This window comes from Hymenobacter sp. HD11105 (genome assembly GCF_054051685.1).
In genome coordinates this window covers 156,335-175,133 of sequence record NZ_JBSWBR010000008.1, presented here as the reverse complement: position 1 = coordinate 175,133, position 18,799 = coordinate 156,335, and the positions used below count along the sequence as shown (strand labels likewise).

General features: G+C 58.8%; 13 protein-coding genes and 2 pseudogenes. 7 read left to right on the top strand and 8 right to left on the bottom strand.

The annotated features are described in order from the left end of the window. Positions 1-414: 414 nt before the first annotated feature. The 4 genes from ACW9KT_RS19275 to ACW9KT_RS19260 all read right to left on the bottom strand — a co-directional run bounded on the left by ACW9KT_RS19275 (position 415) and on the right by ACW9KT_RS19260 (position 5,098). Positions 415-1,392 (bottom strand): ABC transporter permease, encoded by a 978-nt coding sequence (locus tag ACW9KT_RS19275; protein WP_457083423.1) that lies wholly within the window; start codon positions 1,390-1,392, stop codon positions 415-417. Between the two features lie 131 nt (positions 1,393-1,523). Continuing rightward, complete coding sequence (locus ACW9KT_RS19270) at positions 1,524-2,498, bottom strand: ABC transporter permease (RefSeq protein WP_457083421.1); 975 nt, start codon at positions 2,496-2,498, stop codon at positions 1,524-1,526. A gap of 12 nt (positions 2,499-2,510) precedes the next feature. Then, positions 2,511-4,043, bottom strand: a complete 1,533-nt coding sequence (locus ACW9KT_RS19265) for a sugar ABC transporter ATP-binding protein (protein ID WP_457083419.1) — start codon at positions 4,041-4,043, stop codon at positions 2,511-2,513. A 56-nt stretch (positions 4,044-4,099) separates the two neighbouring features. Next, positions 4,100-5,098 (bottom strand): ABC transporter substrate-binding protein, encoded by a 999-nt coding sequence (locus tag ACW9KT_RS19260; protein ID WP_457083417.1) that lies wholly within the window; start codon positions 5,096-5,098, stop codon positions 4,100-4,102. A gap of 826 nt (positions 5,099-5,924) precedes the next feature. On the opposite strand from ACW9KT_RS19260, the pseudogene ACW9KT_RS19255 reads away from it, so the two are divergent. After that, positions 5,925-6,350: pseudogene (locus ACW9KT_RS19255) on the top strand (recombinase family protein). A 322-nt stretch (positions 6,351-6,672) separates the two neighbouring features. Further along, a complete protein-coding gene (locus ACW9KT_RS19250; RefSeq protein ID WP_457083415.1) occupies positions 6,673-7,086 on the top strand; it encodes a spore germination protein GerW family protein in 414 nt (137 codons plus the stop codon). 143 nt (positions 7,087-7,229) lie between these two features. Here the strand turns inward: ACW9KT_RS19250 and ACW9KT_RS19245 are convergent, their stop codons facing one another. Beyond that, positions 7,230-8,738, bottom strand: coding sequence for a trypsin-like peptidase domain-containing protein (locus ACW9KT_RS19245; RefSeq protein WP_457083413.1), 1,509 nt, complete (start codon positions 8,736-8,738; stop codon positions 7,230-7,232). A 656-nt stretch (positions 8,739-9,394) separates the two neighbouring features. Further along, complete coding sequence (locus ACW9KT_RS19240; RefSeq protein ID WP_457083411.1) at positions 9,395-10,465, bottom strand: fatty acid desaturase family protein; 1,071 nt, start codon at positions 10,463-10,465, stop codon at positions 9,395-9,397. Positions 10,466-11,119: 654 nt separating this feature from the next. Here ACW9KT_RS19240 and ACW9KT_RS19235 point away from each other — a divergent pair. The 5 genes and pseudogenes from ACW9KT_RS19235 (at position 11,120) to ACW9KT_RS19215 (ending at position 16,539) form a co-directional block, all read left to right on the top strand. After that, complete coding sequence (locus tag ACW9KT_RS19235; protein ID WP_457083429.1) at positions 11,120-11,566, top strand: carboxypeptidase-like regulatory domain-containing protein; 447 nt, start codon at positions 11,120-11,122, stop codon at positions 11,564-11,566. Continuing rightward, a pseudogene (locus ACW9KT_RS19230) lies at positions 11,491-12,858 on the top strand (TonB-dependent receptor plug domain-containing protein); the annotation flags it as partial. The gene ACW9KT_RS19235 and the pseudogene ACW9KT_RS19230, both read left to right, overlap by 76 nt. 43 nt (positions 12,859-12,901) lie before the next feature. Beyond that, on the top strand, positions 12,902-13,414 hold the full coding sequence (locus ACW9KT_RS19225) for a hypothetical protein (RefSeq protein WP_457083409.1): 513 nt from the start codon (positions 12,902-12,904) through the stop codon (positions 13,412-13,414). Between the two features lie 35 nt (positions 13,415-13,449). Beyond that, positions 13,450-14,478, top strand: a complete 1,029-nt coding sequence (locus ACW9KT_RS19220) for a DUF4249 domain-containing protein (RefSeq protein WP_457083408.1) — start codon at positions 13,450-13,452, stop codon at positions 14,476-14,478. Positions 14,479-15,297: 819 nt separating this feature from the next. Beyond that, positions 15,298-16,539, top strand: coding sequence for a BamA/TamA family outer membrane protein (locus tag ACW9KT_RS19215; protein ID WP_457083406.1), 1,242 nt, complete (start codon positions 15,298-15,300; stop codon positions 16,537-16,539). Positions 16,540-16,868: 329 nt separating this feature from the next. Here the strand turns inward: ACW9KT_RS19215 and ACW9KT_RS19210 are convergent, their stop codons facing one another. Next, positions 16,869-18,092 carry a 5-(carboxyamino)imidazole ribonucleotide synthase gene (locus tag ACW9KT_RS19210; protein WP_457083427.1) on the bottom strand — a complete coding sequence of 408 codons (1,224 nt, stop codon included), beginning with the start codon at positions 18,090-18,092 and terminating at the stop codon, positions 16,869-16,871. Between the two features lie 23 nt (positions 18,093-18,115). Beyond that, the gene (purE, locus tag ACW9KT_RS19205; protein WP_457083404.1) at positions 18,116-18,649 is read right to left on the bottom strand and encodes a 5-(carboxyamino)imidazole ribonucleotide mutase; all 534 of its coding nucleotides are present in this window, start codon (positions 18,647-18,649) and stop codon (positions 18,116-18,118) included. Positions 18,650-18,799: the final 150 nt, after the last annotated feature.

Here is an 18,799-nt window from a genome sequence, read left to right as displayed (position 1 = left end):
TTGCAGCTCACCCGCGCCTTTTACGCCACCCTGCCCGCCAGTCTGAAGCCGCACCTGACCTGCCGCTTAGTAGATGAGCTGGAGCCCATCGTGCAGGGCCACACGATTGAAGGGCTGATGATGGGCGAGGCGTAAAGCGGCTGCTTTTTAGCGCTAAGACTAAACAGCTAATTCCCCTCCTCCGCTGAGGAGGGGAACTGGTTTTCTAACTCTTAATTCTAGATGTAAAAGACAGTGGTAATATGACCTTTCCCGACGGCCACATTTACCAGGGGGCGCATTTATCGCCGGTGACGGTAGCGGAAATCAACCAGCTGATTAAAAATGCTTGGGCGCTGCCGCCTAGTTGCTTTAACTGCAAATGAACCCATATAAGATAGATTGGTTGAACTGGTGTTCATCCGTAGTTGATTTTCACTTTAATTTGGTGAGACGGTTTTGAATAACCACGACGACGAGCAGAATCACGCCGCGCAAAACTTGCTGCCACCACGGACTGATTTGCCCTTCAAGATTAAATAAATTAAAAAGTACGCCGAGCAACAAAACGCCGACCAGCGTTGACAGCACGTTTCCCTGCCCGCCAGTCAGCAAGGTGCCGCCGACTACAACCGCCGCGATTGCGCCCAGTTCTACTCCGGCTCCTTCGACCGGATTTCCGGCTCCCAGACGGGCAGCTAAAATCACGCCCGCCAGTCCCGCCAAAGCGCCGCTAATCGCGTAAACGCCGATAGTCGTGCGCGAAATATTCAATCCCAAAAGACGCGCCGCTTCGTCATTGTCGCCGAGCGCGTAAACGTGCCGCCCGAAGCGCGTGTACTTGAGCACAACCCAGCCGACGGCAAAAGCAAGTAGCAAAATCACAACCGGAACCGGCAGAAAATCGCCGATGACGCCGCGCCCCAAATAAATAAAATCCGCAAATGTTCGATCAATGCGCACGCTTTTTTCGTCGGTAATGGCTAAAACGAGTCCGCGCGCGGCTATCATCATGCCGAGCGTCACGATAAACGGCGGAATTTTGGCTTTGGCGATGATGATGCCGTTGACTAGTCCGAGCATGGTTGTCACCGCGACTGCGCCCACCACCGCCACGAACACGCCGTTTGGCAAAAGATAAGCGGCGACGACGCCGGCCAGCGCAAGCAGCGAACCAACCGACAAATCAATTCCGGCGGTTAAAATCACGAACGTCATGCCGAGCGCCATCAATCCGGCCATCGAATTTTGTCGCAAAACGTTAAGCAAATTTTCGGGCGTTAAAAATGCTTCGTAGCGAATTGAGGCCATAATGCACACCGCAACGAGCATCACGAGCGCGCCCTGGCTTTGCATCACCGAACCAATTTTTGCCGCCATCGTTCGCGGTCTGGCTTCGGTCGTGTCACGCATTGTAGCTTCTGCTTGGCTCATAAGAATAATTGTAACTCATCTACAACATGTTTACACTTTTGCGATTGCGCAAAGGCATAGAAATTCAATGGCCAAATGATTAATGACAGCACTATATTTTTTGCGTCATTTTAGTTTGTTTTTGGGCGTTGCAGATAAACCGCGAGCAGAATAATTGCGGCTTTAATCACGAGCGACCAGGAATATTTCATGTCGTTCATGTTAAAACTTGTCGTAATTACGATCATAATCAGCGCGCCAATTACCGTTCCGATGATGCTGGCACGGCCGCCGGCCAAAGGCGTTCCGCCGACAACCGTTGCGGCAATTGCGTCGAGTTCAATCGCATCGCCGACTTTTGAAGCGTCGGAAGCGCCAAGCCGCGCTGTGTAAATCAAACCGGCAATCCCGGCGAGCAGACCGCTGACCGCATAAACCGACAACTTGGTCGAAAGCGTGGGCACACCGGCAAGATGCGCAGCCGTTTCATTGCCGCCGACCGCCGCGATGTAACGCCCGAAAATCGTCGAACGAAACACAAAAATTGCCAGTCCGACGACTGCCGCGAGCAGCAAAACTTGCACGGGAATTCCGGCGATTAAACCCTTGCCTAAGTATTCAAATGCTGGGTTGCTAAACGGAATTAACTGACCGCCGTTGCTGATAACTTGTGCCAATCCGCGGCCCGCAATTAGCACTGCCAGCGTAATGATAATCGGTTGAATTCTAAAACGGCTAATCAATGCGCCGTTCAACGTGCCTACTGCGGTGGCCACAAGCAAACCGAGCAGAACCGCCGGCATCGCGCCGTAATCGAGCGAAATGGCCGTGACGGCCGATGCAATCGCCATAACCGAGCCGACCGACAAATCAATGCCGCCGGTTGCAATCACAAACGTCATCCCGATTGCCACTAGCATCGTCGGTGTTACCTGCACGAGGATGTTGCTAAAATTAGTAAACGAAGCAAAACCCGGCGTGAACGCTACGTTTAAGATCAGCAAAATGGTTAGGGCAATCGCTGCTCCGTACGTCGGCGCGTAATCGCTAAAGTTGCGTTTCGTCCGCGCGCGCGCGCCTTGTCTACTGGTAGTTGCTTCAGCCATCGGATTAGGGGATCAAGGTTGAAGACTTTGGTTTAGCGCTGCCATCGCGTTGATAATCGAATCTTGCGAGATGTGTACACCGCGCAGTTCAGCGCTTAGTTGGCCGTCGCGCATTACGACCACGCGGTCGCTGCCTTCGACGAGTTCTTCGAGTTCGGACGAAATCATTAAAACGCCCAAACCTTCTTTTGCCAATTCATTGACTAGCGCTTGAATCTCGCCTTTGGCGCCGATGTCAATGCCGCGGGTTGGTTCGTCAAGCAGCAAAAACTTTGGCTTGCAGCACAGCCAGCGCGCGAGCAAAACTTTTTGCTGATTGCCGCCGGATAATTCGCGAATTTTTTGCTCGACTGAAGCGGCTTTGATGCCCAAGCGCCGCATAAATCGTTCGACTATTTCGGTTTGCTTCTTGCGCGAGACAACTCCGGCGCTGGTAAGGGCCGGCAACGCAGCGAGCGTTAGATTTTCGCGCACCGACCAATCGGGAATAATTCCTTCTGCTTTGCGGTCTTCGGACAAAAACGCGATTCCGGCGCGGATTGCATCGTCTGGGTTGCGCGCGTTGATTTCTTGGCCGTCCAGGACGACGCGCCCGGTTTCGGTCCGGTCGGCACCAAAAATCGCCCGCGCAACTTCGGTCCGCCCGGAACCGAGCAAGCCCGCCATACCCAGAATTTCGCCGCGCCGAACATCGAGTGACACGTTTTGCATTCGCCGCCCGCGCGTTAGCTTTTCGACCTCCAGTAGGGGTGGTCCGTTGTCGTTAACAGTGCTGTGTTCGTCAAATGCGGTCGCGCCTTTTTTCACTAAATCCTCACGCTGCTTGCCGAGCATCAAACAAACCAAATCAATTCGCTCCAGCCCTTTTAAACTGCGCGTCGCCACGAATTGGCCGTCGCGCAAAACCGTCACGCGGTCGCACACAGCGTACAGCTCGTCAAAGCGGTGCGATATGTAAACAATCGCCGTGCCTTCCGCTTTTAAGCGCCGAATCACTTCGTACAGAATTCCGACTTCTTTTTCGGTCAGACTGCTGGTCGGCTCGTCGAGAACCAAAACTTTGGCACCGAGGCTGACACCGCGCGCAATCGCCACCATTTGCCGCATCGCAATATTGAGGCTGCCCAACGTTGCTTTCGGATTAATATTTAACCCGAGCCTTTTAAGAAGTTCACCGGTTTCGCGATTCATTCGCGCCCAATCAATAAAACCAAATTTGCACGGTTCACGATTTAAAAAAATGTTTTCGGCGACCGTGCGAAACATTAACAAATTCACTTCTTGATAGACCGCGACGACTCCGGCGCGTTGCGCGTCTTCCGGCGTACGAAAATTTGCCGGCTGGCCTTCCAAAAATATTTCGCCGCCGTCACGCGCGTAAGCGCCGGTCATAATTTTAATGAGCGTCGATTTACCCGCGCCGTTTTCGCCGACGAGCGAATGAACTTCGCCGCGTTCCAACGTTAAACCCACGTTATCAAGCGCGACCACGCCGGAAAAAACTTTGCGGATGTTCTGCATTTGCAGCAACGGTTCGTTGGTCATGATTTATGATAAGTGGTAAGTGAAAAGAATTAATCACTAATCGGTTCGCTTTGCTTTTAGTAAGCTTCGGCTACATATTGCGCGGCATTGGACGAATCGAAAAATTTATCGGGCATGGTAATTTTTTGCGGGATTTGTTCACCACGCAAATATTTTTCGTAAGTGTCAAACGCAATCGGGCCAAAACGCGGATTGCACTCAACCGTTACGTTCATGTCGCCGGCAATAATTGCTTCTAGCGCGCTCTTCTGTCCGTCAATCGAAACGACTTTGACGTCTTTGCCCGGATTCATCCGGGCGGCTTTTAAGGCCTGAATGGCGCCGAGCGCCATTTCGTCGTTGTGCGCGTAAACGACCGTGATATTTTTGCCGTGCGCTTGAATCAGGTTTTCCATTACTTTCTGACCGCTGGCGCGCGCAAAATCGGCCGGTTGCGAAGCCAGAATTTTCATCCCCGGGCCGCTTTTGATGGCAGCAAGGAAGCCTTTGTTACGGTCAAGCGCGACGCTTGAACCGGCCGTGCCTTCGAGAATAATAATGCCGGCTTTGCCGTTGGTGTTTTTGACCGTCCATTCGCCGGCGCGTTGACCTTCTTCGACAAAGTTTGAACCGATAAACGTAATATAGTCTTGCCCAGGCGTTCCGGCGGCTTCGCGGTCAATCAAAAAAACTGGAATCTTGGCTTGTTTTGCTACTGCGAGCGCGCCATCCAAACCTTCATATTCGCGCGGAGCCAGAAAAATTGCGTCAACCTTGCGCGCCACCAGGTCCTCGACATCCGAAATCTGTTTTGACGTTTGGGTTTGTGCGTCGGTGGCAACCAGCTCGTAACCGCGCTTGGCGGCTTCGTCGCTCATGGATTTGGTTTCGGCAATCCGCCACGGTCCGTTATTTTCCATTTGCGAAAAGCCGACAACTTTTTTCCTGCCGCTGCCTTCAACGCCCCCGCTTGTTCCGGCCGGTTTTCGTTCGCAGCCAACAAAAATCAGCGCGATTGATAACAGCATAATCGCCCCCACAAAACGTTTGCTAATCGACAATTTCATCGTTTTCATTCCTGAAGTTTAATTTTTGGTTTTACCCGTTGTTGGTTCGATTCGCAGCGAACCTAAACGCGCCCCAGCGTTTTCCACGCCGCCAGCTGTTAAGGCAACGCGCACGCCTCTGTCGCTGGCGCGGTTGTCACCTGCCACTTCGGGCTGGGAGAGCCGCTGACGCCCGTCCCCTCCGCCAAGAGCACGCCCTGGGCCTAAGGCGCCGCGGCGGAGGGCGGTGAGCAGTCGCTCAGGCCCTAGGCGCTGCGCTATCCAGCAACAAGAAAAGGCAGAAACGAGGTATGGGCAGCAGGCAGCGAGCGGACGAGGGGACGAGCAGGAAGCCACCGAAAAGCCTTCGGCCCGCTAGCGGTTCCCTTCGACTAGCCCCCCTAGTATACCACTTCTTGGTCGAAAAAACAGGCGGGTGGTCAACTTGCCCCCTCGTGGAAGGACCCCGTTGGCTGGGTAGGCACGACTCGTGGTAAAGGGCTAATTAATAGAAAAAGGTTCGCTCCAACGGGGCTTATCGGACCCTATTGCACCTCTTAGCTTCTAGGAGGGTGGCAGAACTCTCACCCGCAGCTGGAGCAGGAAGCCCAGCGCCATGTGGCTCAGCAGCGCATCCACTAAGCCGCGCCGCAATACCGTCGCGGCGGTAGGGTAGGCATGTAGGCCATACCTTGTTTAAATCACACTATTATGGGACACGACGGACGATCGCTTGAATATGATTCGTGGAAATGGCGATCAAGGCTCATAGATAGTCTCGAATTGTTGTCCCAAATCATAGCTCAGCCTCAATAAATCAGTAACTTAGAGTTTGCTGGCTTATTGAGGCTGAGCTATGATTTGGGGCTACGTACGGGTGTCCACCCAGCGACAACAGCTGCGCCTACAGCTCGATGCGCTGCGGGCGTATGGTTGCTAGGAGGTAATCAAGGAAAAAGCCTCAGCCCTCAAAGAGCCGACCGCCCAGCGCGCCCGGCTGGATCAGATCCAGCCGGGCGACACCGTATTGGTCTGGAAGCTCGACCGGCTCGGGCGTTCCCTTAAACACCTGGTTGATCTCGTACTCGGCTTTGAGGAAAGGCACATCCAATTTGGCAGCTTGCAGGATCATCTGAACACGACCACCGCCCAGGGCCGTTTGATGTTTAATCTATTTGCCTCCTTGGCCGAGTTCGAGCGCGACCTGATCAGCGAACGGACGCAGGCGGGGCTAGCCCCGGCTCGGGCGCGGGGTCGGCAGGGGGAATACCCCCAGAATTGAGTGTGCAGCCCTACTTCTTCTGGGCGTATAACCTGTCCTGGCTGCTGTTTTTTCCACTGGCGCGCTGTTTTTTGGCATCTGGTTACTCGTGAAAGGCACCCGGCTTAAAGACGCCGACGTCGGCGCGTAACCGGCGAGGTTGGCCCAGCAGCCCCCGGGCGCCCTGAGTAGAATCACCGGTTGGCCTGAGGAAAATCATATTCCCCCGCCGACCGCTGGCTGACCTTTGGCTCCTGTTTCAGGACCCGGCCGTTTCGCTCCCGGGCCCGTTGCCCATTTCCCTCGCAAGCCACCGCTTCCTCACCCCTAACCTAGTAATATAATGACTTCGACTGCCCCTACTCCCACGGAAAAAACGATGGCCGGGATGCCCGCCGTCGACTCCCCGGCGCCGGCTGGGTCTTCGCTGGCCGAACGCCTGGCGCACCTGCTGAGTACCTCCGTCTCCGCCCAGACGGTGTACGGCACACCCCTTACGCAGGACGGCGTGACGGTCATCCCCGTCGCGCGGGCCATGTACGGCTTCGGCGGGGGCAGCGGAATCGGGCCGAGCCCGAAGAGGGGCACCGGCGGGGGCGGAGGCGTGCGCCTCACCCCCGTAGGCTTCATTGAGTTGCGGGATGGCCGCAGCCGGTTCCGACCCATTCGGCGGTCAGTGGTGCCGCTGGTCGTCGTTAGCGGAGTGGTGGCGCTGCTGCTGCTGCGGGCGGTACCCCGCCTGCTGAAGAACCGCTAGCACTACCGGAATGCCATTTTTTGCGGCGGTACCGAGAGTAAGGGCCCCTGCAAGGACAAAAAATAGGGCCTTATCACTCCTTGTCTTTGGTGGTTGACAGGTTTCGATAAGTAAAAATTATCATAACTTATATTCCCCAGTGATTACGATCCGAGCGAGAAATCAAACACCACCCGGGAGCCATCTGGCGCAATGGCCAGCATTTGAATTATCCCCCGCTGGGCCGAGAGCAAGGCAGCCTCAATGTCTTGCACGGAGCGGATGGGCTGACCATTGATAAAGGCGATAATCGTGTGGCGGGGGATACCGATCTGGTCAAAAAAGCCCCCCGCGCTGACCTCCGTCACCAGCACGCCCGCGTTTAAGCCGAGCTGCTGCTGGAGCACGCTGGGAACGGGCGCGAAGCGCGCACCTAACTGCTCGTAAATCTTGCCCAAGGCCGCACTGCCGACCGCCTCTGCTCGCGGGGGTTGCTCCGCTTGCAAGGTTACGGTGACGGTGTTGGCTTTCCCTTGCCGCTGGTAGCTGAGCTGGAGAGCATCGCCGGGCGCATGCCGGGCAATCTGCTCAGAAAACTCGGACGACGACGTGACGGGGACCCCATTAATGCGTTGCACTATGTCGCCCTCCCGGAGCCCGGCGGCGGCGGCGGCACTGTTGCGTTGCACCCCAGTGATGTATACCCCGGCCACGGCGCCGGGCTGCAGGCCCTGCTGCTGCAGGTACTGATCTTCGGCCGCGGGCGCTGGGAAAGAGACCCCGAGCACCCCCCGCCGCACGGCCCCGTACTCCTTTAAATCATTGAGAATTTTTTTGGCCAGGTTGGCCGGAATGGCAAAGGCGTAGCCGGCGTAGCTGCCGGTCTGCGAAGCGATGGCTGAGTTGACCCCCACCAGTTCGCCCGCCGTATTGACCAGGGCCCCGCCGCTGTTACCAGGGTTGATGGCCGCGTCGGTTTGAATGAAAGATTCCACGCCCGTGTTCCCCGCGGGCCCTGCTCCCTCGTAGGCGTCGCGCCGGCTGGGGCGGTTGATGATGCCGATGCTGCGGGCCTTGGCGCTGACAATGCCCGCCGTGACGGTCGTATTCAGGGAAAAGGGGTACCCCACGGCCACGACCCATTCGCCGACCTGCACCGAATCAGAGTTGCCAAACTGGATGGCGGGCAGGTTCTCGGCCTTGATTTTGAGCAGGGCCAGATCCGTATTCGGATCCCGGCCGATGAGCTGGGCCGGATACGTCCGTTTGTTGGGGAGGATAACCTGAATGCCCACCGCATTTTCTACCACGTGGTTATTGGTGGCGATGTAGCCATCGGGCGTGACAATAATCCCCGAGCCGGAGCCCAGCGCGGTGCCCCGCCCGTCGGTGGGGCCATAGCTCGCCGGGGATGCGTACCTGGTCTTGATGTGCACCACGGCAGGGGTCGCAGCCTTGGCGGCCACGACAAAATCGGCTAGGCGGCCCGAAGCCCCACGGGAAGACGAGGCGGTAGCGGGAGCCGGGCGGTTATCGCCAATCCGGGGGGAGGGGTAGGTTGGTGGGGTGCGGTTAGCCGCGGTCTGGGCTTGGCTTTCCTCGCCGCGGCAACCGGTTAGCAGCAGCCCGAGGCAGGTGAGACTGAACAGCCAGTGGGAAAGGGACTGTAGCATAGCAGGAAAAGAGTAGGGGCCAGGCTTGTGAGCGGCGCAGCAACGGAAAAAAGCACTTTCCAGTAGCCAGGCAGCGTCGGGCCAAAGCCTGGGGTTTTATTCTCATACGCCGAGGCGAGCTTGCTAGGTTACGGGTAATATGCGGGCGGCCCGCTATTCTGCCTCTTTACCCGGGCGCTTACGAGCCCCTGACCAGCGGATACCTGACGCGGTTTAGCCTTCCATCAGGATCGTTCTGGCAGGTTTCCGCGGGAGGGCTGCCTCTTCCAGCGGTAATGGCCGCGCAAACGGCTGATAGGGGTGCCTTAGGTTCTAGTTAGTAAACTTTATCAGTCCTTATCACAAGTAGTGCATAGAGTCAGTAAGGTGAACTCTGTCGGCACCTATCTTGGGCGAACGGAAGAGACTCCTCTGCGGGCGCCAGCAGGGGAGGGCGCCCCGTTGGCTGCCACCCCGGTCTCGCCCAGTAGCTAGGCGCCTCCCCGGCGGCTTCCAAGAACGAGTGGAACTACGAACCCGAGTTCAACGTCCGGCCCGGCGACGTACTCATTACCAAACCGGCAAAGCAGCCCAAAACCAAGTAGCCCCCAGGAAAAAGCCTGCTGTACCGGCGGGCTTTTTCCTGGGGGCTACTTCAATGGTCTAGGCACCGGCTGTTAGGCGGCCACTCGGGCTGATTTGGTACCTGCTACGATGCGCTTCGTCCGCGACTTAAGCATAGCAATGACTTCGGCATCGGAGGCGTAGCGGTTGCCCAGGTTCACAAAGTGCCGGGCCAACAGGTCGTAGCGGCGAGTCATGAGGTAGGCGAATATGTGCAGAAAGTGGATGCCATCGAACACAATGGCGTCATTCTGCGCATACTGATCCACATTTTTCAGGAAATGATTGGGGTGCTCGGTCCAGTGCAGAGCTGGCTTAAGATGGTGGCTGATGTGGTAGCCGTCGTTCCAGCACTTATGGTTGTACTTGGTATTAATGCAGGTGACGCTATTGGTGTAGCAGTTGCCGGGGTTGTGGGCATCAATAAACGAGTGCTGACTCCAGTTGCCGAGCATCATCACCACCCGCGCCACGACCACCGGCAAGATTAGCACCACAAACGTGGCGGGCAGGTTCACAAACACCAATACGAGGCACGCAACGATATAGACTAGCTCACCACGCAGCAAACGGTGCCGAAACTTGCTTTTCTGCGTGCGGGTGAGGTAAAAAACTAACCGAGGAATACCAACCAGGAAGAAGCCCCCTAAGTACCGCCCGAAGCTAGCCAAAGAGTCGCGCTGGAAGTTCATAGTGGAGCTTTCATCCTCCTCCAGGTTGTTCTCGGGATGATGCATGCCCAGGTGATGGGTGAAATACGTTTCCGGCGTTTGCCCAAACAGGGGGCCAATCACCCAGGGAATGTAGTGGTTGAGTGGAGCGTACTTCTTCTTGAATAAAATGCGGTGGCTGGTGCAGTGCAGCATCAACCCGAAGGGCCCTTTAAAATAGAAAGTGGTCAGGAACATGTACACGGCCAGTGCTCCCCACCATACGCGGTTGTCCAGAGCAGGCCAGAACAGTACCGCCACCAGGGGCAGCAGCGTGCACGATATTTCTAGAATGAGATATACAAACGGCAAATCCCGCTTGTCCTGAATGAACTCTAGCAGAAACCGCCCGAAACGGGAGGGGGGAGCCGATGGGTTGTAAATCGGATCAGTGAGGGCAACCAAATGCTTCATAAAGTGAATACGGACCGGTTGTTTCGGTCGGACGGTGAGGCAAATTCTAGATAGCAGCCACGGCTATAGCAGTACCAGCGCAGACACCAAACAGCGTCGGTTGGAAGTAGAAATAGTGGATAGATATAGGAGCGGACAGAGAAGGCCTAGTGCTCAAGATGATGCTACCTCAACGTAGCCTTGCTCCCGCCGCGTAGGCTTATAGTAGGCAAGATACCGAGTTTATTGCGGACGAGCTTTTGACCGCCTCGTTTCGTCTTAGAACCCGGCCACCGAACGACTTAGGTGAATTAGCTAAGCCGGACAGAGTTGGGACGTAGTTTGCTCACCCCCCGAGCACCACGCACTGCGGCTCCGCTTCGATGACGCCGATTTTGCCCGCCTCAAGAAGCTGACCCTGGAAAGTATTGCTACCCAGCACACCCAGCCCCGAATCATTGCCAACAAAACGTATAGCCGCCTGCTCTATACCAGGCTTGTCAGTTGATCGTTAGGCCACTACATTTGTCGGTTACCCATTACAATTATTTTCTATCCACTAGCCGTTTATGCTCCTTTGTATCCGCCTGTCGCTGGGCTGCCTTGTACTGCTGGCTGCTGGCCGCCGGGCCCGCCCGTGCCCAACAGGCCGGCAAAATCACCGTCAGCGGCTACGTGCGCGACGCGGCCACGGGGGAAAACCTGATTGGGGTGGCCGTCGTGCAGCCCGGCAGTGGGCAGGGCACGGCCACCAACACCTACGGCTTCTACTCGCTGACCCTGCCCGCTACCGATTCGGGGCGCCTACTGGCCTCGTATTTGGGCTACGAGCGCAGCCGCTGGGTCGCCCTCGCTACCGGCAGCCTCACCCATGATTTTAAGCTGCGGGCCGTGAGCAGCGAGCTGGCTGGCGTGGAAGTAATCGGGAGCCGGGAGGAAAAGATCGCCCAGACCACCCGCATGAGCACCATCAACGTGCCCATCGCCCAGATAAAAAATTTGCCCAAGCTCTTCGGCGAGACCGACGTGCTGAAAGTGTTGCAACTCTTGCCCGGCGTGCAGAGCGGGGGGAGGGGCAAAGTGGTCTCTACGTGCGCGGCGGCTCGCCGGACCAGAACCTGATCCTCCTTGATGGCACCCCCGTTTATAACGCGGCCCACCTGTTCGGCTTCTTTTCCGTCTTCAATGCCGACGCCATGAATAACGTGGAGCTCATCAAGGGCGGCTTTCCGGCCCGCTACGGCGGGCGCCTCTCCTCCGTGCTGGATATTACAATGAAGGAGGGCAATATGCGCGAGTTTCACGGCGAGGGCGCTGTGGGCATCGTGGCTTCCAAAATCACCCTGGAAGGCCCCATCAAGCAGGACACGGCCTCCTTTATTATCTCCGCCCGCCGCACCTACCTCGACGTGCTGGCCCAGCCCTTTATCAAGGCACAGTTCGCGGCCGACGCCACGAAGGGCAGCGTGGGCTACTTTTTTCATGATCTGAACGGCAAGCTCAACTGGAAGTTGAGCCGCCGCGACCGGCTGTATCTGAGCGCCTACGCCGGCTACGACAAGTTTTACGCCCGCCTGCGCGACGCTGACGACAAGGCCCGCGACTACGGCCGCTCCCAGGCCACGCTGGGCTGGGGCAACCTCACCTCGGGCCTGCGCTGGAACCGCGTGCTCAGCGATCAGTTGTTCATGAATACGCACCTGACCTACAGCAAGTATCAGTTCAACGTGGGCCAGGAGAGTGAGCAGCGCTACGACACCCCGGCCGGCGAGTCGCGCACCGATGAATACGAGCTGCGCTACCGCTCCAACATCCGCGACTTCAGCCTCAAAACTGACTTCGACTACGTGCCCTCGCCCGACCACCACCTGCGCTTTGGGGGGCAATATATCCTGCACTCCTTCCGGCCGGGCGCGCTTACAGCCAAGGACAACTCTGGCAACCTGGAAAGCCAGCTCCAGTCCGACACGCGCACGCTGGCCAGCGAGGCTTCGTTGTATCTCGAGGACGACTACCGCCTCACCGACCGCCTGAAGGTGAACGCTGGCCTGCGCCTGAACGGCTTTCTGGTCGAAAACACGCCCTATCCCAGCCTAGAGCCTCGCCTGGCGGCCCGTTACCTGCTCACCGAGGAGTGGGCCCCGAAAGCGGCTTACGCCCGCACCACCCAGTATATCCACTTGCTCACCAACAGCAGCATCGGCCTGCCCACGGATTTGTGGGTGCCCGCTACCGCCCAAATTGCCCCCCAGCGGGCCCAGCAGTTCAGCCTGGGTGCGGCCCGCACCGTGCGCTTTCGCAAAGAGGACTATGAGTTGAGCGTCGAGACCTACTACAAGCCCATGCGCCACCTGATCGAGTACCGCGAGGGGGCCAGCTTCCTGGGCACTACCGACAGCGACTGGGGAGGATAAAGTAACCAGCGGCCGGGGTTGGGCCTACGGGGGCGAGTTCTTCTTGCAGAAAAAAACCGGCCGCACCACCGGCTGGATCGGCTACACCCTGGCCTGGAGCCAGCGCCGTTTCCCCGACCTCAACCAGGGCCGCCTCTTCCCTTACAAGTACGACCGCCGCCACGACGTCTCGGTGGTGGCCATGCACAAGTTCAGCCCCACGCTCACGCTCTCGGGCACGTGGGTCTACGGCACCGGCAACGCCACCACGCTCTCGCAGGGCCGGTTTCTGGTGGGCGAATACCAGAGGTTCGATGATTACGGGGAGCGCAACTCCTTCCGCATGGCCGCCTACCACCGCTTCGACCTGGACTTGAGCAAAACCAAGAGGAAGCGCTGGGGGGAAATCGTGAACAGCTTCTCGATCTATAACGTGTACAGCCGCCGCAACCCCTACTACCTCTACTTCCAGCCCGGCTACGTCGATGGCCAGGGCACCGTGCGCCAGCAAGCCAGCTACCGGCAGCTGTCGCTGTTTCCCATCATTCCCTCCTTCAGCAAAGCCTTTAAGTTTTAAGCGCTGATTCAGGTGTTCGCCTCAATGATTTGGCCATGAAAAATATCCTTGCTTTTCTTGCCTGCGCAGTGCTGACGCTGAGCGGCTGCGAAACAACTGTAGAGGTCGACACGCCGCCCCACACGCCGCGCCTATCCCTCAACTATACCCTCAGCAATCAGCCGCCGACTGTCGCGTACCGGCAGGCCTTTGAGTGGCGCGATATGTTCGTGAGCGCCAGCCAAAGCGTGCTGGAAGTGCAAGAATTGAAGGGCCGCCCAGATGCTACCGTGCAGTTGCTCGATGAGGCCGCGCAGGTAGTGGAACAGTTTCGATCGGTTCCTCGGCCGGGTTACTTCTACAACCCCAATGACCCCGACAGCCTGCGCGGCTACTATGCGCCCGTGCGGGGGTTCGTGGGCGAGCCGGGCCGTACCTACACGCTGCGGGCCGCCGCGCCCGGCCTCGATGCAGTGGAAGCTACGCTGACGCTACCCGCGCCCGCCCTCATCGAGACGGGCAGCTTCAGCGTGCGACCGACCGATCCGAACGCCCCCAGCTATGCCGGCTACCAGCCGGGCCGGCTTACGTTCAGCCTCCTCGACGAGGCGACCACTGTAGACTACTACTTGGCCTACGCCCGCGTCCTGACTCGCGAGGGCCGTCCCTGGGGGACCGTGCAACGGGATTACAACGTGAATACCGGCGTGGATGGCCCCGTGGAAGTAACGCTGAACCGCTTCCAGCTGTCCGGGGGCGGCAACAATTATGGCCAGAGGCAATTCCCGTTTGGCGATGCCGGCGGCAATGGGCAGCGCCTCGCCCTGAGCGCCGACGTGGTACTGCAATACAGCGGCGGCTTCGACCCCACGAATCCGAACCGTATGATCCCCGCGCCGGGCTACGTAGAAATCATCGTCAGCAGTATCACCCCCGACACCTACCGCTTCTACCAGTCGGTGCAGCGCTACTACGATACCGATGGCAACCCCTTCGCTGAGCCCGCGCCGCTCTACTCGAATCTACGCCCCGGCTACGGCCTGTTCGGCGGGGCCACCGACGTGACGTACCGCATTCCCTTGTAGGTGGAGTTGGGGCAACGGTCACCCAAATGAGGCGGGAGTCTACAGCGGGGGGCGGCAACCGGTTGCGGGTAGGAAAACCAGCGGGGACGGGAAGCGCCCAGCAAGCATACGGGAATACCACAAGGCGACCTTGCTCTATCGGCGTTTAAATCTGCCCGCCCGGGGCAAGCAGCCCCGTAATCTGATAGCCTAGGAGGAAAGCAAGGGTTAACCAGCAGCGTTTCCGTTCCGTCGCGTGACTTTTAACCCAGCTACTCTTATACTCCGTGTATATTGTTTTCTTGTGCTTCATCCAACATAGTAGGCAAGTACCCAGTAGCCCCCCAACACCTTCGTAACGGTAGCTGACGCAATTACCTCGCTCGGGCCTCCAGTTGCACAATTAGAAGACTTTCCCCTCCATTCCGTTAGTCAGCGGTGTGGGAAAGGCAAGCCGATGACCAGGACTACTACCGTTTCCTATACCAGCTCAGCAGGATGAAAGCGGAGCTAAGAAGAACCAGGAGAACCTGTTCCTGAACAAAATGGGTCAGCAAGTTAGTCCTAAAAACAAAAAGTGAATGAGTAGTTTTCGGCCCGGCGTCTTGGCTTCTCCGGGTGGGTATTTTGGTAGCAGCAGGTAAGGCAGGATATAGGGTTCCGAAACGGATGATATTTTGCGTTTTCACGAAGTCCTCAGACTGTCCATTTTACTAGATCACTTCGACCTTGACCAGACCCAGCAGATCAACCCCCGATGGTGGCCGGCGTTGCAAACCAATTTCGGTTCTGCATCCCCCTTTCGCCCTACCTTCGTGGCGAATCAGGTCAAATAGGTGTATGAAAGTATATGTGGGCGCGCTCCTAGCGGTTTTACTGGCAACTGGGAGCACCCTAGCCCCTTTTCCGGCGGCTGCCCAGCAACTCCCGGCCGACTCGCTACGCGGCCGCACGGCGGGCGGGCGGGTAGCCCAGGCTGATACCAGCCGCTCGTTTCTGGACCGCGTACTCGATGTGTTCGAGTTCGATCTTAACCGGCCGGCAGTGACGCAGCGCGGCGCCTATCCGACCCGGCTGGTGCTGGCCCCCATTATCTCGTATGCCCCCGAAACCAGCTGGGGCGCGGGCCTGGGGGCCAAATTCCTCTTCAAGCCCAGGGGAGCTGGCACCGATACCCGGACCTCCAACATTCCGATTTCGTTTCAGTACACGCTGAATAAGCAGTACATTCTGAATTCGGGCTACACGGTTTTTTTCAACCACGAAAACTACCTGCTGCGCGGCAACCTGTTGCATTCCAGCTTCCCGCGGCTTTTCTACGGCGTAGGCAACCACACGCCCAGCTCCAACGAGGAGATTTACGACTACCGCTATACGGTGATTGAGCCGCTGCTGCTGCGGCGGATAGTGGGGAAGCTGTTCGTGGGCGGCGGATTGCGCCACGTGCGGGTGAGCGATGTGCAGCTGGCCCCGCAAAGCCTCCTGCTCGACGACACCGGCCAGCCGCGCGCGGCTGGCGCACTCGGTGCCGTGAGCACGGGTCTGGAAACGGCCCTCACTTACGACACGCGCGACAACGTGCTGAATGCCCAGCGGGGCGTGCTAGCCGAAATCACCCACGGCTGGTACGGCAAACAACTCGGGGGGCAGTTTCGCTACGAGCTGACCAAAATCGACTTGCGCCAGTATTTTCAGCTCGCGGGCAGTCGCCGGCACGTGCTGGCTTATCAGGTGTTCGGCTTCCTGACTGCCGGCAACGTGCCGTTGCTGGAACATGGGGCCTTGGGGGGCAATGGGCTGATGCGCGGCTACTACGAAGGGCGCTACCTCGACCGCAACTACGCCGCCGCCCAGGTTGAATATCGCCTGCCGCTCACCACCCGCTTTGGGGTGGTAGGCTTCGTCAGCGCCGGCAAGGTGGCCTCGGGCGTGCGCGATGTCAATTTTCGTGGCCTGCATCCGGCGGCGGGCGCGGGCCTGCGCTTCAAGCTGGTGAAGGCCGAAAACCTCAACTTGCGCTTCGACGCAGCCTTCGGCGACGCGGGCGGCACGTTCTATTTTAACGTGGCGGAGGCATTTTAAGCCCTTTCGAAGCCGGTCGCTACGGCCGCGGGCTACCTGCTGGGGCCGCCTGGGCCGGCGCAACCCCGCCCCGCTGGTGGGGGTTAGTAGCTGGACAAACAAGTAAGTTAAGCTGGTAAGCAATTACATTACAGCTAGTTGAGGTTAGGCGTGCCAGCTAAAAGTAGGTTATTAGACAGTTAGGACAAAACCGCCGACTAGGTAAGTAAACCGCCTTATTACCCGTGATAAGGTGTTACCGTGGTACCAGGAGCAACAAAAGACGTTAGCTTAGCACGCCTTCTAAAACTTTCGAAAGAAAGTAATAAAAACAAGTGATTATGCTAGCGTTAAATGGCGTCCAGCCCCGGCAAGCCGAGCAAACCAGCGGCGCGGCGCGCCACGGCTTTGACCCCGGCGACATCCGGGCCAGTGATGGTCAGGTGGCCCATCTTGCGGCCGGGGCGCGCCTGCACCTTGCCGTAGAGGTGCAGGTGCGTGCCCGGCAGACTCAGCACGGCGCGCCAGTCCGGCTCACGATGTTGACCAGTGGCGTCAAACCACACCTCGCCCAGCAGGTTGAGCATGATGGCCGGAGAATGCTGGCGCGGCGGCGGCAAGGGTAAGCCCGCTAGGGCATAAACCTGCAGGTCAAACTGCGACGCGTCGCAGGCGTCCAAGGTGTAGTGGCCGCTGTTGTGCGGGCGCGGGGCCATCTCGTTGACCACCAGGCCACCGGGCGCGCTGCCGTCGTCCACCACAAAAAACTCGACGCACAGCACCCCAACGTAGCCCAGATGCTGCGCGATGGCAATGGCCGCCTCGCGGGCCCTAGTTGCCAGGGCGGGAGGCATATTGCCTTCGTAGGCGTGGGTTACGGCCAAAATGCCCTCCACGTGCACGTTGCGCTGGGGGGCGAAGCTGACGACTTGTCCGTCCCAGCCGCGCGCTACCAGCACCGAACACTCGGCCATGAGCGGCAGCATCTTTTCCAGCACGCAGGCGACGCCGCCCAACTCCGCCCAGGCGGCGGCCAGCTCCGCGGTGGTCTTGACCCGGACCTGGCCCTTGCCATCGTAGCCCATACGTGCGGTTTTCAGGATGCCGGGCAGCAAATCTGCCCTCTCGGCCTGAAGGGCCCGCAGCTGGGCCGGTGTTTCAATCACCGCGTAGGGCGCACAGCTCACCCCCGACACGGCCGCGCAGGCCGCGAAGTGGGCTTTTTCCGCGATGCGGTTTTGGGCAATGCCCACCAGGGCCGCACTCGGCGCCACGGGGCGGGTCTCCGCCAGCGTTTGCAGGGCCTGGGCCGGCACGTTTTCAAACTCGGTGGTGATGGCCTGGCACAGGTGGGAGAGTTGGGCCAGCCCGGCCGGGTCGTCGTAGCCACGCTGGATGTGGTGGTGACTCACCAGCCCGGCCGGGCTTTGCGCGTCGGGCTCCAGCACGGCGGTGTAGTAGCCCAGGCGCTGGGCGGCATGCACAAACATCCGGCCCAGCTGGCCGCCCCCTACCACCCCCAGCGTGGCTAGCTGGCCCGTGGCGTCCACCCTGCCCGGGAAAATCGAAGTCATGGCGGCATTGTGAATATCGGCGTTCATAGGGGCAGGGTCATGGCGCGGGCGGCTTCGGTTTGTTCGGCGCGAAACGCCAGCAGCCTGGTCGCCAGGGTCGAGTCGTGCAGGGCCAGCAGGCTGACGGCGAACAAGGCCGCATTGGCCGCCCCGGCAGTGCCAATCGCAAACGTGGCCACGGGCACCCCCTTGGGCATTTGCACGATGCTGTGCAGTGAGTCGACCCCCTGCAAATGGCGACTGGCCACCGGCACCCCCAGCACGGGCAGCGTGGTTTTGGCGGCCATCATGCCCGGCAGGTGGGCAGCTCCCCCCGCGCCGGCGATGATGGCCTGCAAGCCGCGCGGGCCCGCCTGTTCGGCGTAGGCAAACAAGTCGTCGGGCATGCGGTGGGCTGACACCACGCGCGCTTCATGGGCCACGCCAAAGTGGGTGAGAATCTGCACGGCATGCTGCATGGTGTCCCAGTCGCTGCTAGAGCCCATGACCACGCCAATTAGGGGCGAGCCCGGGGCGGCGCTGAGGCGGGGCGGGGTGGGGGGGAGGAGGGTGCTCATGGCAAGTCTGATAAAGGGGGCTGGGCCGGCCCGGGTGGTCAATAGAAAACGCGGGTTCGGGCGTAATCCCGGACCCGAACCCGGGGCCGGCCAGCTGACGGCTAGGCGGCCATGGCCCCGCTGGTGAAACGGGCCGTGGGGGGGCAAATC